Source organism: Anaerobutyricum hallii (assembly GCF_900209925.1).
Taxonomy (GTDB): domain Bacteria; phylum Bacillota; class Clostridia; order Lachnospirales; family Lachnospiraceae; genus Anaerobutyricum; species Anaerobutyricum soehngenii.
On sequence record NZ_LT907978.1, the window covers coordinates 908924 to 924496 of the forward strand.

Genomic DNA, 15573 nt, shown 5'->3' on the forward strand with positions numbered 1-15573 from the left:
TATGAAAAAAGTAAAAAGAATAGCAGCATTGTTGATAGTAATCTTTTTGATCGCGATGGTTTTTGTTACATTATATTGTGCGATTACGGGGAGTCCATATTTTATGGCATCTTTGTTTACGATGCTTGCGTTACCGTTATTGATTTATGCATATATGTTTATCTATCGAATCGTAAAAGATAAAAACGAGAAAAAATAATCATTTTTTTCTTGACAATTATTTATTAATAAGATATTATATAAAAAGTAAGAGTTACTGTTATTGATTTAGCGGTAGTTATATCTTTTATGAGTTACTATAATATAATGTTTCAGAATTACGGGAGTAGCGTTAGCTACGGAGTAATTCGTGACATCATGTAATAATGGGATTAATAAATATGATTTAATATAAGAAAGGGGTTTATTATGCCAGAATTAAAAGGAACAAAAACAGAACAGAATTTAATGACAGCTTTTGCAGGAGAATCTCAGGCAAGAAACAAGTATTCTTATTTTGCAAGTAAGGCAAAAAAAGAAGGATATGTTCAGATTGCAAATATTTTTGAAGAAACAGCTAATAATGAGAAAGAACATGCAAAGATGTGGTTTAAACTCCTTGAAGGAGGAGCAATCCGCTCTACGATCGAGAATCTTCAGGCAGCAGCAGAAGGTGAGAACTATGAGTGGACAGATATGTATGCAACTTTTGCAAAAGAAGCAAGAGAAGAAGGTTTTGATGATATTGCGGAGAAGTTCGAAGGCGTTGGCGCCATTGAAAAGGAACATGAAGCAAGATATTTAAAACTTCTTGATAATGTACAGAAAGAAATCGTTTTCTCCAGAGATGGCGATACGATTTGGCAGTGTGCAAACTGTGGACATATCTGTGTTGGAAAGAAAGCACCAGATGTATGTCCGGTATGTGATCATCCACAGTCTTATTTCCAGATTAAAGCAGAGAATTTCTAGATTTTATATAGACGAAAAAAGAAACCATGCCCTATCCCATCTGCGACTAAAGAGCAGATGGGATAGGGCATGGTTTCTTTTTTTCTGACCATCTTAAATCCACAGATCTGGAAATTTTCATTTTAATGAACAGCATAGACTTCTGGGCAATCCCATTATTACCCAAAAAAAATTTAAATACTAATTTCATCTGCAGCCAAAGAACAGAAAACCAGAAATTTAATAAAACAGAAAATGTGATGTCGGAGCGAGTAAAAATGCCGAGCAGGCATTTTCTACGCTGCGACTATCTTCACATTTTCTGTTTTATTAAATTTCTGGTTTTCGTTTCCTTAGCCTCATAAATTAGTATTAAAAAAAGAAAGGAAAAGTACTTGACAAAAATATTTGTGTCGTATATAATAGCCAACTGTAAAGCAAAACTACTTTACATGACATGAGGTGAGAGACTATTGGATAGAATAGTAGAGAAGTCATTACTTTTTGATTTTTATGGTGAATTGCTGACACAGCACCAGAAAGATGTTTATGGTGAATACATTCAGAATGATTTATCTCCTACAGAGATTGCATCAATTCGAGGAATCAGCCGGCAGGGTGCGCATGATTTGATTAAGAGATGTGAGAAGATTCTTACAGATTACGAGAATCGTCTTCATCTGGTAGAGCATTTTCAAAAAGTAAAGAAGACAGTAGCTTCCATTCATACATGTGCAGAAGAGATTGCGGAGTGTGATGATAAGTCCGTTGTCAGAGAAAAGATTGCACAGATTGCAGAACTGTCCAGTAAGATACTGGAAGAGTATTAAGAGCAGGGAGATTTTGTTATGGCATTTGAGAGCCTTACGGATAAATTACAGAATGTTTTTAAGAATTTAAGAAGCAAGGGCCGTCTGACAGAAGCTGACGTAAAGGAAGCGATGAAGGAAGTAAAGAGAGCCCTGTTGGAAGCGGATGTTAACTTCCGTGTAGTAAAATCCTTTGTCAAGACAGTAACTGACAGAGCGATAGGACAGGATGTTCTGACTGGACTTAATCCAGGTCAGATGGTAATAAAGATTGTAAAAGAAGAGATGGAATCTTTAATGGGTTCCGAGATGACAGAACTGGTAATTAAGCCGGGGAATGAGATAACCGTTTTTCTTATGGCAGGTCTTCAAGGTGCAGGTAAGACAACAACCTGTGCAAAGATTGCCGGACAGCTCAAGAAGAAAGGGAAAAAGCCTTTATTAGTTGCCTGTGACGTATATCGTCCGGCAGCGATCAAGCAGTTGGAAGTGAATGGTGCAAAGCAGGGAGTACCTGTGTTTACTATGGGAGATAAGCAGAATCCTGTAGATATTGCCAAGGCTTCTATTGAGCATGCCAGAGAGAATGACAATAATATTGTTATTTTGGATACTGCGGGTCGTCTTCATGTAGATGAGTCTATGATGGAGGAGCTGCAGAATATAAAAGCGAACGTTGATGTGACACAGACTGTATTAGTTGTAGATGCTATGACAGGTCAGGATGCAGTGAATGTAGCGAAGACTTTTGAAGAGAAGGTTGGCATCGACGGCGTTATCTTAACTAAGCTTGACGGTGATACCAGAGGTGGTGCGGCACTTTCTATCCGCGCGGTAACAGGTAAGCCGATATTATATGTAGGTATGGGTGAGAAACTCGAAGATTTACAGCAGTTTTATCCAGACCGAATGACAAGCCGTATTCTTGGAATGGGAGATGTATTTACTCTTATTGAGAAAGCGGAGAATGCAGTGGATGAAGAAGAAGCAAGAAAGTTAGAGCAGAAGCTTCGAAAAGCAGAGTTTGGCTTTGATGATTTTCTTTCTCAGATGCAGCAGATTAAGAAGATGGGTGGTCTTACAGATATCCTTTCTATGATTCCAGGTGTAGGAAGCCAGCTTAAGAATGTAGACATAGATGATGGAGCGATGGACAGCATTGAAGCAATCATTTATTCTATGACACCGGAAGAGAGAGCAAACCCAAGTATTTTGAACCCTTCCAGGAAGAAGAGAATTGCAGCAGGAGCTGGTGTAAAGCTTCAGGATGTGAATAAGCTTTGCAAACAGTTTGAGCAGTCACGTAAGATGATGAAGCAGATGAATGGAATGATGGGAAAGGGTGGCCGCAGAAAAGGCGGATTTAACCTTGGTGGAATGAAGCTTCCATTTTAAATATAAATTTAAAAAGTTTAATTAACGATGGTATCCGGGTAACCGGTTCCAATATAGATGAATGAATTATACACAAATATTATGAAAGAGGTGAATCACATGGCAGTAAAAATGAGATTAAAAAGAATGGGTAAAAAGAGAAATCCTATCTATAGAATTGTAGTTGCAGATGCAAGATCTCCAAGAGATGGAAGAAACATCGACGAAATCGGTTTATACGATCCTAACCAGGAACCATGCGTAGTTAATATCGATGAAGAAGCAGCTAAAGACTGGCTTTCTAAAGGAGCTCAGCCAACAGACACAGTTGCAAGATTATTAAAGAATGCCGGTATTGAGAAATAATAACTGGAGGCTAATATAATGAAAGAATTAGTAAGAGTTATAGCAGTTTCTCTCGTTGATCATCCGGACGAAGTTGCTGTCACAGAGAAGGAGACAGAGAACTCCATTATCTTAGAATTACATGTTGCTCCAGATGATATGGGCAAAGTAATTGGCAAACAGGGACGTATTGCAAAGGCAATCCGTACGGTTGTAAAGGCAGCGGCATCCCGCGATGATAAAAAAGTGATAGTTGATATCGCACAGTAATAGGCATTTGAAATGTTACCTGTAAATATTTGAGCAGGTAACATTTTTTTCTATACAGGGAAGAATTCAACGGCAGAATGGAGATAATAAGGTATGGAAGATTTATTTCAGATTGGTATTATTACGGGAACACATGGACTGAAAGGTGAAGTCAAAGTTTTTCCAACAACAGATGATAAAGAAAGATTCCTCGACTTAGATACGGTCATTATTGACACAGGTAAGGAACTGGTTGAGAAGAAGGTGCAGTATTGTAAGTTTTTCAAACAGTTTGTTTTTGTAAAGTTTGAAGGACTGGATGATATTAATGACGTAGAAAAGTATAAGAGATGTCCTCTTAAAGTTACGAGAGAGAATGCTGTTCCATTAGAAGAGGATGAATACTATGTTGCAGATTTGCTGGGCCTTACGCTTGTTGACGAAAGTGGTGTAACGATCGGTGAGCTTGTTGATGTTATAGAGACTGGTGCGAATGACGTGTACGAAGTAAAAACATCCGATGGAGGTCATGTACTTCTTCCGGCAATCAAAGATTGTATTCTTGATGTGGATATGGATGAGAAAATTATTTTGGTTCATATGCTGAAAGGGCTGGTGGACTAATGAATTTCCATGTACTCACTCTGTTTCCGGATATGATTGAGGCAGGGCTTCATACGAGTGTAACCGGAAGAGCGTTACAGAATGGATATATTCATCTGAATGCGGTAAATATACGAGATTATTCCAAAGATAAACATAAACATGTGGATGATTATCCTTATGGTGGAGGAGCGGGAATGGTGATGCAGCCGGAACCGATTTATCTTGCGTATGAGGATATTACACAGAATATAGAGAAAAAACCAAGAGTAGTTTATGTGACACCACAGGGAGCTGTTTTTAATCAATCAATGGCGGAAGAGTTTGCTAAAGAAGAAGATCTGATTTTTCTATGTGGACATTACGAAGGGGTAGATGAAAGAATTTTAGAAGAAATCGTAACAGATTATGTATCGATTGGTGATTATGTCCTTACGGGCGGAGAACTGCCGGCAATGGTCATGATTGATGCGGTTTCCCGTCTTGTACCCGGAGTTTTGAATAATGAAGAATCTGCTGAATTTGAGTCGTTCCATGACAATCTTTTAGAGCATCCCCAGTATACAAGACCGGTAGAATTCCATGGGAAAAGGGTTCCGGATGTGCTTTTGTCCGGTCATCATGGTAATGTGGATAAATGGCGGCGGGAACAGTCGTTGAAGAGAACTTTAGAAAGGCGGCCTGATTTGTTAGAGAAGGCTGACTTATCTAAAGATGATGAAAAGTATTTAAAAAAGTTAAAAAAAGACTTGCATGACCAGGCATAGTATGGTACACTTAACAAGTTGTGAAAAAAGGTGGTCCGCTTTTACATTTAGGTATTAAGAACACCGAGAATATATAGGAGGTCACACATGAAAGATATTATTAAAAGCATTGAAGATGCACAGTTAAAACCAGAAGTTGATAGTTTCCGCGTTGGAGATACAGTTCGTGTTTCTGCAAAGGTAGTAGAAGGTTCACGTGAGCGTATCCAGGTATTTGAAGGAACTGTTATTAAGAGACAGAACGGTGGAGCAAAAGAAACTTTCACAGTAAGAAAGTTCTCCAATGGTGTTGGTGTTGAGAAGACATGGCCATTACATTCTCCAATCGTTACAAAGATTCAGGTAGTAAGAAAAGGTAAAGTAAGAAGAGCTAAACTTTACTACTTACGTGAGAGAATCGGTAAGAAAGCTAAGGTAAAAGAATTAGTTAAATAGTATCACAAAAATCGGGGCGAGTATTTATACTTGCCCTGTTTTTCCATACAGATTTCCGGGAAACAGGTGAAAACAGATGAAAAATTATCGATATTTAGAAAGAAGAAATTTGATGATCCGCCGAATTGGTCTATGGGTCGGAGAGATTGCAGCAGCAATTCTGTTAGCATTTTTGGTTATTCAGTTTTGTTTTCAGACAGTAACCGTCCATGGGGATTCTATGCAACCTGCATATTATGATGGAGATACTGTGTTGGTAAATAAACTGGATTATCGATTCGGCAGTCCGAAGAGGCTTGATGCGGTTATTTTAGAACTTGAGAATGGCTCTACAACACATTATTCCGTAAAGCGGGTTATTGGTCTGCCGGGTGAAACTGTAAAGATAGAGAATGGAAAGATTTATATAAATAATAAAGAACTGAAAGGTTTTTCAGAGGAAGAAATCCTTTCAGCAGGTTTAGCTGCATATGATGTGGCACTGGAAGATGATGAGTATTTTGTGATGGGAGATAACTGTAATAACAGTGAAGATTCAAGAGTATCTAATATTGGAAACATCAAACGTTCACAATTTGTCGGTAAAATAACAGGTACGATTCATAAAGCAAAGAGACAGTAGGAAGAATAGCAGGAGGGAAAGAAATGCATTTTCAGTGGTATCCTGGTCATATGACAAAGGCCAGAAGAATGATGCAGGAGAATATCAAGTTAATTGATATTGTAGTGGAACTGGTAGATGCCAGAGTTCCGCTTAGCAGTAAAAATCCGGACATAGATGAACTGGCAAGGAATAAGTATCGTCTTATTGTGCTAAATAAGGCAGATATGGCAGATGCAAAAACAACGGCAGCGTGGCAGAGTTATTTTGAAGCAAAAGGTTTTTTTGTGGCAAAGGTGAACTCACAAAAAGGTGCCGGAATGAAAGAAGTAAAGTCTCTGATAGAAAAGGTCTGTCAGGAAAAAAAGGCAAGAGATAAAAAAAGAGGAATATTAAACCGTCCACTACGTGCGATGGTTGTAGGAATTCCGAATGTAGGAAAGTCTACTTTTATCAATTCTTTTGCAGGCAAAGCCTGTGCGAAGACAGGAAATAAGCCAGGTGTTACAAAGGGAAAGCAGTGGATTAAGATTAATAAGAATGTCGAGCTTTTAGATACGCCAGGTATTTTATGGCCGAAATTTGAAGATCAGGCAGTTGGACTCCGACTGGCATTAATTGGTTCTATTAAAGAAGAGATTCTTAATACAACAGAGATGGCAATTGCGTTTATTGATTTCCTGAAGAAAACCTATAAAGGGGTACTGGAAGAAAGATATGCTGTAGATGAGGGCAAAGAGAATTTAGAGATTCTTGAAGAAATTGCAAGAGTGAGAGGATGTCTGATGAAAGGAAATCAGATGGATATTGACAAAGCAGGACGACTTCTTTTAGAGGATTTCCGTTCCCTGCGTCTTGGCAAGTTGTCTTTGGAGGTGCCAGATGAGCAATAAAGAAATTGAAACAGAGAAGAACAGTGAGAAAGAAACGAGTGGGACAAAGGAAAACAGTACTGCAAAAAATATTTTAGGTACGATCGCATACATAGCCGGTGTCTGTATTTTTGTATTTCTTATTTTACATTTTGTAGGACAGAGAACAGTGGTTAATGGAAATTCTATGGATACCACATTGGCAAATGGACAGAATCTGGTTATGGATAAGCTTTCCTATCGTTTTCATGATCCAAAGAGATATGATATTATCATTTTCCCTGGACCAGAAGAAGAAGGAATGCATCCGTATTATATTAAGCGGATTATCGGAATGCCAGGTGAAACCGTCCAGATTAAAGATGGAAAGGTCTATATTAACGATAAAGAGCTAAAGAGTGATGTATATGGCATTACAGATTATATTGATTATCCGGGAATAGCCGAGGAGCCGGTGACATTAGGGAAGGATGAGTATTTCTGTTTAGGGGATAATCGTCCGGTCAGTCAGGATAGCCGTTATGAGATTGTTGGCCCCGTAAAGCGTTCACAGATTGTTGGCAAGGTATGGATAAGAATCTGGCCATTAAATAAGTTTGGAAAAGTTTCCTGATTTGATAAAGTATCTTAAAAAGTATCTTGAATGGAAGGTGTCTGCGAAATATGGCTAGAAGAGCAAGGAAGAACCAGGAAGTAAGACTGGGAAGGCGGCAGCGCAGAAGAAAAGAACAGAGAAGAAAGAACGTGAAAGAAGTGATTGGTACAATACTGTATCTTGTTATTTTATGTGCGATAGTATATTTTATACTTCACTATGTAGGACAGAGGACAGTTGTACGAGGAGATTCTATGGATACGACTCTCTCTGATGGACAGAACCTTATCATGGATAAATTATCCTACCGTTTTCATGAACCAGAAAGATATGATATTGTTATTTTTCCGGGACCGGAAGAATATGGAGAACACCCGTATTATATAAAGCGTATTATAGGGCTGCCGGGAGAAACGGTGCAAATAAAAAAGGGCAAGGTTTATATCAATGGAAAGAAGCTAAAAAGCGATATATACGGCATTACGGATTATATCGATGAGGCAGGTGTGGCAAAGAGTGCGCAAAAACTTGGTAAGGATGAGTATTTTTGTTTGGGAGATAACCGTCCTGTCAGTTATGACAGCCGCTATGAGGAGGTTGGTCCGGTACACCGTTCACAAATTATTGGTAAGGTATGGATAAGAATCTGGCCGTTAAATAAGTTTGGAAAGGTTTCTTAAAAAATGAAAAGTATTACTGCTATAAAAGAAGAATTTAAAAATCTTACCCCAGAAGAAATTTCTGCACAGATTGTATTGTATCAGAACGATGAAAGAAAAGGCGTACAGAGTTTTTTACTTTCTCAGAAAAAAAAGGTGGAAAAGTATTATCAGGAAGTAGAGAGAATAGAGAATCTGTGCCGGTTTGAGAAAGAATACAGTCAATATGAGTTTATTTGTGGAATCGATGAAGTGGGCCGGGGACCATTAGCAGGTCCGGTTGTAGCCGGAGCGGTTGTTTTGCCAAAAGAAAGCAGAATCTTATACATTAATGATTCAAAGAAGCTTTCTGCAAAAAAGAGAGAAGAATTATTTGAGGTAATTCAAAAAGAAGCGGTTTCTGTAGGAATCGGAATGGCTTCTCCAGAGCGTATTGATGAAATCAATATTTTACAGGCAACGTATGAAGCGATGCGCCAGGCGGTTGCAAATCTGTCTGTGAAGCCAAGTCTGTTATTAAATGATGCAGTAACGATTCCGGGAATGGACATGAAACAGGTTCCGATTATCAAGGGAGATGCCAAAAGTATTTCTATCGGAGCAGCAAGTATTATGGCAAAAGTTTACAGAGATCGTATGATGGAAGAGTATGATCATATTTTCCCAGGATATGATTTTGCATCCAATAAGGGATATGGTTCTAAGGAACATATCGAGGCGATACATCGACAGGGTCCATGTCCAATACATCGCCGCAGTTTCCTTAAAAACATTTGTGGGGAGCAGATTTAAAGGAATGGAGAAGGCAGCAGTGCGAAGAAATTACGGAATGGCTGCAGAGGAAGCAGCAGCTCTTTTTCTTGAGGAAAAGGGGATTCGCATACTGGAGAGAAACTTTCGAAGTTACCATGGAGAAATTGATATTATTGCGCTGGAAAAAGAAACCATTCTTATTGTGGAAGTAAAGATGAGAAGAAGCAAAGAATGTGGTACTCCGGCGGAAGCAGTTAATTTAAAAAAACAAAAAAGAATCTGTTATACATTAAATTATTATCGTATGAAAAAACAGCTTATGGACACAACTGCTGTTCGATTTGATGTTATAGAAGTAGATAAAGATTTACAATGTCACTGGATAAAGAATGCATTTGAGTTTCAGGAATAAGTGTTAGATTGAATTAGAAACTGTGGAGAAAGCTATGAAGTTTGTATATGCTAATGAGAATCATTCGACAATGATAAATGAGAAAAACGGGGTAGTATTCCTTACATTTCCAAAGCTTGTGAAGGCTGGAGTATGTCATGGTTTTTCTACTCGAATCGGCGGTGTAAGTGAAGGATATCTTTCTTCAATGAATCTGTCGTTTACTCGTGGAGACGATCCACAAAAAGTACAGGAGAATTTTCAAAGAATCGGAGAAGCAATTGGTTTTAATGCAGCAGATCTGGTGTTGTCTTCTCAGATTCATGAGACCAGGATTCGTAAAGTTACAGCAAAGGATAAGGGCGATGGCATTATAAGAGAAACAGTGCCGGGAATTGATGCACTTATTACAGATGAGAAAGGGATTCCCCTCTATACTTCTTATGCCGATTGTGTTCCTCTTCTTTTTTATGATCCGGAACACCATGTGGCTGGAATGGCTCATTCTGGCTGGCGTGGTACTGTAAAAAAGATTGGAGCAAAGTTTGTAGCATATATGCAAAATGAATACGGAAGTAAGCCGGAAAATATTATTGCGGCAATTGGTCCGTCTATTTGCCGAAACTGCTATGAAGTTGGTGAAGAAGTTGCAGATGCATTTAAGAAAGTTTTTTTGCCGGAGGAAATACCGTTGATCATGGATGATAAAGGTAATGGAAAGTATCAGTTGGATTTATGGAAGGTAAATGAACTCATACTTACGCAGGCGGGAATCCGCAAGGAGAATCTGGATATCACAGACATTTGTACCTGTTGTAATAGCGACAAGTTATTTTCACATAGAGCAAGTCATGGGAAAAGAGGAAATATGGGCTGTTTTATGTGTCTGTAACTTTTTAAAATTTCGCAGCAAGAATGCCGAGACATTCTTGAATTATATGATTTATGTCAGGAATCTTTGAATAAATGGAGAAGAAGAATGAAAAAACATTTGCATATTATTGCCTCGGTTGAATCGGGAAGTATTGCTGAAGAACTTGGTTTAGAGCCGGGGGATGCCATAGAGGAAATCAACGGAAATGAAATAGAAGACATATTTGATTATCAGTATTATGTGGAAGAAGAGTATTTAGATGTGCTGGTTCTCACAAAAGACGGGGAAGAGTGTGTATTGGAGATTGAGAAAGATGAGGATGAAGATTTGGGAATTACTTTTGAGTCTTCTCTCATGGATGAATACCACTCCTGCTGTAATAAATGTATGTTCTGCTTTATTGACCAGATGCCTCCGGGAATGAGAGAAACACTTTACTTTAAAGATGATGATTCACGTTTGTCTTTTTTACAGGGGAATTATATTACATTAACCAATATGCGTGATAAAGACATCGAAAGAGTGATTCGGTATCATTTATCACCAATTAATATCTCTGTTCATGCAACGAATCCAGAGCTTCGATGTAAGATGCTTCACAATCGTTTTGCAGGAGATATTTTAGAAAAAATAGGACGACTTTATAAAGCAGGCATTCGCATGAACAGTCAGGTCGTACTGTGTAAAGGATTGAATGATGGAGAAGAACTTGATCGGACGATATCTGATCTTGGAAAGTTTCTTCCGTACATGGAAAGTTTATCTGTCGTTCCGGTTGGTCTTACAAAGTACAGAGAAGGTCTTGCTCCGCTTGAGCTTTTTGAAAAAGAAGATGCAGGTAAAGTACTGAAGCAGATTCATAAATGGCAGGATTATTTTCGTGAAAATTATGGAACAACCTTTGTTCATGCAAGCGATGAATGGTTTATTCTCGCAGAACAGGAATTCCCAGATGAGGCGTATTATGAAGGCTATGGACAGCTTGAAAATGGTGTCGGTATGATGCGGCTTTTGCTAGAGGAAGTAAAAGAACACCTTGCGGAGCTTACCGGTGATGATCGGGAAAAACATGTAGCAATCGCGACAGCGAAACTTGCTTATCCAACGATTAAGAAGCTTGCAGCGGATGTGGAAACGAAATTCCCTGGTATTAAGATAGATGTGTACTGCATTACTAATAAATTTTTTGGTGAACATATTACAGTTTCAGGTCTTTTGACCGGACAGGATATTATTGCACAGTTAAAAGGAAAGGCGCTTGGAGAGGAGCTCCTCCTTCCATGCAATGTGTTAAAAGCTGATGAGGATATTTTCCTTGATGACATTTCATTAAAGGAACTTTCCGATTCTTTACAAGTTCCCGTAAATATTATACAATCAGAGGGAAGAGACTTTGTTGATAAAATTATTACGATAGAGAATGGAGGAAATTATGAGTAAACCGGTTGTTGCGGTGGTAGGCCGCCCGAATGTAGGGAAATCTACGCTGTTTAATGCGTTAGCAGGAAGCAGGATTTCAATAGTAGAAGACACACCAGGAGTAACAAGGGACCGTATCTATGCGGAGGTCAGCTGGTTAGACTATCAGTTTACCCTGATTGATACCGGAGGAATTGAACCTGAGTCTGATGACATTATCATTTCACGAATGAGGGAACAGGCAGAGACAGCAATTATGACAGCAGATGTTATTTTGTTCCTTGTAGATGTACGTCAGGGACTTGTAGATGCAGATTTTAAAGTGGCAGATATGTTACGCCGTTCGCATCGTCCGGTTCTTCTTGTCGTAAACAAAGTAGATAACTTTGAAAAATATATGCCGGATGTCTATGAATTTTATAATCTTGGTCTTGGTGATCCGATTCCTGTTTCTGCACAGGGCAAACTTGGAATAGGTGATATGTTAGATCATGTAATTGAACAGTTTGAAACACCGGCACGAGAAGAGGAAGAGGAAGATGAACGTCCGAAGATTGCGGTAATCGGTAAACCGAATGCAGGTAAGTCTTCGATTATCAATAAGCTTCTTGGAGAAGAACGAGTGATTGTATCTCCGGTTGCAGGAACGACAAGAGATGCGATTGATACAACGGTAAAGCGTAATGGTCAGGAATATATCTTTATTGATACAGCGGGGCTTCGTAGAAAGAGTAAGATTAAAGAAGAATTAGAGCGTTACAGTATTATTCGTACCGTTACAGCCGTAGAGCGTTGTGATGTTGCCGTTTTGATTATTGATGCAACGGAAGGAATTACGGAGCAGGATGCAAAGATTGCAGGAATTGCCCACGAACGTGGTAAAGGTATGATTATTGCAGTGAACAAGTGGGATCTTGTGGAAAAAGATAATACCACGATGAAGAAGTTCACAGAAAAGATTCGCGAAAAGCTTTCCTATATGCCATATGCGGAACTGATTTTCCTTTCTGCAAAGACAGGACAGAGACTTCCAAAGCTTTTTGATATGATTGATGCCGTAATTGAAAACTGTGCCCTTCGTGTACAGACAGGTGTCTTAAATGAAATTCTTACCGAAGCAATGGCTATGAAGCAGCCACCATCAGATAAAGGTAAGCGTTTACGAATTTACTATATTACTCAGGTTTCTGTAAAGCCGCCGACATTTGTTATGTTCATTAACGAGAAGAAACTGACACATTTTTCATATACCAGATATATTGAGAATCAGATCCGTACGACATTTGGTTTTCGTGGTACTCCGATCCATTTCATCTATCGTGAGAGAAAGGAGAAGTAAATGACTGCTGTATATTATGTGCTTGTAATTGTGGTAGGCTATTTTTGCGGCTGCATTGAAAGTGGTTACCTTGTAGGAAAGTTATGCGGAATGGATATTCGTGACTATGGAAGCGGGAATTCTGGTACAACGAATGTACTTCGTGTACTTGGTAAAACTCGTGCATTACTTACTTTCCTTGGAGATGCATTAAAAAGCTTTGTTCCGGTACTTATTGTAAAGTTTGTATTATGTCCGGCTGTACCAGATTTGAATGCAGAACTGATTCAGCTTGTTACAGGGTTTGCGGCAGTAATGGGACATGATTATCCTGTTTTCTTAAAGTTTAAAGGAGGAAAAGGAATTGCGACAACAGCCGCCGCAATGATGGCTTTTGACTGGAGAATCGGTTTATGCTGTTTTATTATCTTTGTGACAGTCACAGCTGTAACAAGATATGTTTCCTTAGCTTCGATCCTATTATCAGCAGGTATCGTAGTAGAAATTCTTATTTTTCATCCAGGAAGATGGGATTTATTTGCGATGTGTGTCCTTTATGCATTTTTTGCAATTTATCGCCATAGAGCAAATATTGGCAGACTTTTATCTGGAACGGAAAGTAAGATCGGACAGAAAGTAAATGTTAATAAATAATAATTTCCGGTTTTAGATTGGAAAGAATAAAAACGATATATCTCATCTGAAGTTTTGAGATGCGTTCAAGATGCAAGAACATTTTTTACGCAGCATTTACAGAACAGGTGGGATATATCGTTTTTTGTTTTTCTTTTATTTGAAACGTAGACAGGAACTCTTAGATATGACGCTGTGCAATGATAAAGTAAATGAAGGAAAATGAAATGTATTATGCGAAAAAAGATATAAAAAATACTATCTCTTGACAAATTTAACTTTAATGATAGAATAATAACGGGAATAAAATGAAGTTTTTAAAAATGATTTATGCAATTCAGGTTGCTCGACTTGAAAGTCAGGATACTTTTGGAAACTATGCTATACTATATGGGTTTTTATAGACTGTGAATTGCCGTCATATTAATAAAAGAAATGGAGATAGAACTATGGAAATGGATAACCGCTCAGTTCGGCTGAACAAAAAATCAAATTTATTGAAATTAGATGAATATATGTACCCGCTGGTTGATACGGATAAGCCTAATGTATTCCGTAATCTGTTCCCGTATGAGGAAGTGCCGAAAATAGCCTTTAATGACCGAATCGTACCTCATGAAATGCCGGAAGATATCTGGATTACGGATACAACTTTCCGCGATGGACAGCAGTCAAGAACGCCGTATTCAACAGATCAGATCGTGCATATATATGATGCATTCCACCGCTTAGGAGGACCGAAAGGAATTATTCGTCAGTGCGAATTTTTCTTATATAGTAAAAAAGATAGAGATGCGGTATATAAATGTATGGAAAAGGGTTATAAATTTCCTGAAATTACAAGCTGGATTCGTGCAAGTAAGAAAGACTTTGAATTAGTAAAAGAAATTGGTTTAAAAGAAACCGGAATTCTTGTAAGCTGTTCTGATTACCATATTTTCTATAAAATGAAAATGACAAGAAAACAGGCGATGGAACATTATTTAGGCGTTGTAAGAGAATGTCTTGAAACCGGAATCAGTCCAAGATGCCACCTGGAAGATATTACCCGTTCTGATATTTATGGATTTGTTATTCCATTTTGTCTGGAGCTTATGAAATTAAAAGATGAGTATGGTATTCCTGTAAAAATTCGTGCCTGCGATACGATGGGATATGGAGTAAACTTCCCAGGAGCTGTGATTCCACGTTCTGTGCCGGGAATTATTTATGGATTAAAAGAACATGCCGGAGTACCATCAGAATTACTAGAATGGCATGGTCATAATGATTTCTATAAAGCAGTGAATAATTCTACAACAGCATGGCTTTATGGAGCATCTGCTGTAAACAGTGCATTATTTGGAATCGGTGAACGTACAGGAAACACCCCGCTTGAGGCAATGGTATTTGAATATGCCCAGCTTCGTGGAACATTAGACGGAATGGATACTACAGTTATTACAGAACTGGCAGAGTATTATGAGAAAGAGATTGGATATCACATTCCAGAAAGAACACCGTTTGTAGGAAAGAACTTTAATGTGACAAGAGCCGGAATCCATGCAGATGGTCTTCTTAAAAATGAAGAAATCTATAACATATTTGATACAGATAAATTGTTAAACCGTCCGGTGCTTGTAGCGGTATCAAATACAAGCGGACTTGCTGGAATTGCCCATTGGATAAATACTTACTATCGCTTAAAGGGAGATAAGGCAGTAGACAAGAAGAGTCCACTGGTAGCCGAGGTAAAGAAGTGGGTTGATCAGGAATATGAAACAGGTCGAGTAACTGCAATTACAGATGGCGAATTAGAAAAAGTAATTAAAGAAAGCAGCAAAAAATTAAATGTTAACCTAATCCCATAAATCAGTTAAAAACAGAACTTAATACGAAGGATTTAAAGTAGACAGAAAAAATAAAAAAACGATATATTCCAGATGCAATTACAGGGCGGAGGAATA

20 protein-coding genes are annotated in these 15573 nt (G+C 38.3%); all 20 read left to right on the top strand.

Translation table 11 applies throughout. The features are described 5' to 3' along the window. Window position 1: 1 nt before the first annotated feature. The 20 genes from EHLA_RS04165 to EHLA_RS04260 all read left to right on the top strand — a co-directional run bounded on the left by EHLA_RS04165 (window position 2) and on the right by EHLA_RS04260 (window position 15477). Window positions 2-199 carry a hypothetical protein gene (locus EHLA_RS04165; RefSeq protein WP_096239421.1) on the top strand — a complete coding sequence of 66 codons (198 nt, stop codon included), beginning with the start codon at window positions 2-4 and terminating at the stop codon, window positions 197-199. 209 nt (window positions 200-408) lie between these two features. Next, complete coding sequence (gene rbr, locus EHLA_RS04170; protein WP_096239422.1) at window positions 409-951, top strand: rubrerythrin; 543 nt, start codon at window positions 409-411, stop codon at window positions 949-951. A 452-nt stretch (window positions 952-1403) separates the two neighbouring features. Next, entirely contained in the window at window positions 1404-1760 is a 357-nt protein-coding gene (ylxM, locus tag EHLA_RS04175; protein ID WP_021908297.1) for a YlxM family DNA-binding protein, read from the top strand. A gap of 18 nt (window positions 1761-1778) precedes the next feature. Further along, window positions 1779-3134: a signal recognition particle protein gene (gene ffh / locus EHLA_RS04180; RefSeq protein WP_096239423.1), complete on the top strand. Its 1356-nt coding sequence runs from the start codon at window positions 1779-1781 to the stop codon at window positions 3132-3134. Window positions 3135-3233: 99 nt separating this feature from the next. Beyond that, window positions 3234-3479: a 30S ribosomal protein S16 gene (gene rpsP, locus EHLA_RS04185; protein WP_021908295.1), complete on the top strand. Its 246-nt coding sequence runs from the start codon at window positions 3234-3236 to the stop codon at window positions 3477-3479. An 18-nt stretch (window positions 3480-3497) separates the two neighbouring features. Further along, window positions 3498-3728 (top strand): KH domain-containing protein, encoded by a 231-nt coding sequence (locus EHLA_RS04190; RefSeq protein WP_096239424.1) that lies wholly within the window; start codon window positions 3498-3500, stop codon window positions 3726-3728. 93 nt (window positions 3729-3821) lie between these two features. Next, window positions 3822-4331, top strand: coding sequence for a ribosome maturation factor RimM (rimM, locus tag EHLA_RS04195; protein WP_096239425.1), 510 nt, complete (start codon window positions 3822-3824; stop codon window positions 4329-4331). Continuing rightward, window positions 4331-5077 carry a tRNA (guanosine(37)-N1)-methyltransferase TrmD gene (gene trmD / locus EHLA_RS04200; RefSeq protein ID WP_096239426.1) on the top strand — a complete coding sequence of 249 codons (747 nt, stop codon included), beginning with the start codon at window positions 4331-4333 and terminating at the stop codon, window positions 5075-5077. Before rimM ends, trmD begins: the two co-directional genes overlap by 1 nt. Before the next feature lie 87 nt (window positions 5078-5164). Further along, the gene (rplS, locus tag EHLA_RS04205) at window positions 5165-5512 is read left to right on the top strand and encodes a 50S ribosomal protein L19 (protein WP_021908291.1); all 348 of its coding nucleotides are present in this window, start codon (window positions 5165-5167) and stop codon (window positions 5510-5512) included. A 76-nt stretch (window positions 5513-5588) separates the two neighbouring features. After that, the gene (gene lepB / locus EHLA_RS04210) at window positions 5589-6134 is read left to right on the top strand and encodes a signal peptidase I (RefSeq protein ID WP_096239427.1); all 546 of its coding nucleotides are present in this window, start codon (window positions 5589-5591) and stop codon (window positions 6132-6134) included. 23 nt (window positions 6135-6157) lie between these two features. Further along, window positions 6158-7006, top strand: a complete 849-nt coding sequence (gene ylqF, locus EHLA_RS04215) for a ribosome biogenesis GTPase YlqF (protein ID WP_096239428.1) — start codon at window positions 6158-6160, stop codon at window positions 7004-7006. Beyond that, window positions 6996-7598 carry a signal peptidase I gene (gene lepB, locus EHLA_RS04220; RefSeq protein ID WP_096239429.1) on the top strand — a complete coding sequence of 201 codons (603 nt, stop codon included), beginning with the start codon at window positions 6996-6998 and terminating at the stop codon, window positions 7596-7598. Before ylqF ends, lepB (EHLA_RS04220) begins: the two co-directional genes overlap by 11 nt. 50 nt (window positions 7599-7648) lie before the next feature. Beyond that, the gene (gene lepB, locus EHLA_RS04225; protein ID WP_096239430.1) at window positions 7649-8260 is read left to right on the top strand and encodes a signal peptidase I; all 612 of its coding nucleotides are present in this window, start codon (window positions 7649-7651) and stop codon (window positions 8258-8260) included. Between the two features lie 3 nt (window positions 8261-8263). Beyond that, window positions 8264-9031 (top strand): ribonuclease HII, encoded by a 768-nt coding sequence (locus EHLA_RS04230; RefSeq protein WP_096239431.1) that lies wholly within the window; start codon window positions 8264-8266, stop codon window positions 9029-9031. A gap of 4 nt (window positions 9032-9035) precedes the next feature. Then, window positions 9036-9404 carry a YraN family protein gene (locus EHLA_RS04235; RefSeq protein ID WP_096239432.1) on the top strand — a complete coding sequence of 123 codons (369 nt, stop codon included), beginning with the start codon at window positions 9036-9038 and terminating at the stop codon, window positions 9402-9404. A 34-nt stretch (window positions 9405-9438) separates the two neighbouring features. Next, window positions 9439-10275, top strand: a complete 837-nt coding sequence (gene pgeF / locus EHLA_RS04240) for a peptidoglycan editing factor PgeF (protein ID WP_096239433.1) — start codon at window positions 9439-9441, stop codon at window positions 10273-10275. 87 nt (window positions 10276-10362) lie between these two features. After that, window positions 10363-11697, top strand: a complete 1335-nt coding sequence (locus EHLA_RS04245) for a DUF512 domain-containing protein (RefSeq protein ID WP_096239434.1) — start codon at window positions 10363-10365, stop codon at window positions 11695-11697. Further along, complete coding sequence (der, locus tag EHLA_RS04250) at window positions 11690-13015, top strand: ribosome biogenesis GTPase Der (RefSeq protein ID WP_021908282.1); 1326 nt, start codon at window positions 11690-11692, stop codon at window positions 13013-13015. The genes EHLA_RS04245 and der overlap by 8 nt, the downstream gene beginning before the upstream one ends. Beyond that, entirely contained in the window at window positions 13016-13648 is a 633-nt protein-coding gene (gene plsY / locus EHLA_RS04255; RefSeq protein WP_096239435.1) for a glycerol-3-phosphate 1-O-acyltransferase PlsY, read from the top strand. A gap of 434 nt (window positions 13649-14082) precedes the next feature. Next, complete coding sequence (locus EHLA_RS04260) at window positions 14083-15477, top strand: 2-isopropylmalate synthase (RefSeq protein WP_096241550.1); 1395 nt, start codon at window positions 14083-14085, stop codon at window positions 15475-15477. Window positions 15478-15573: the final 96 nt, after the last annotated feature.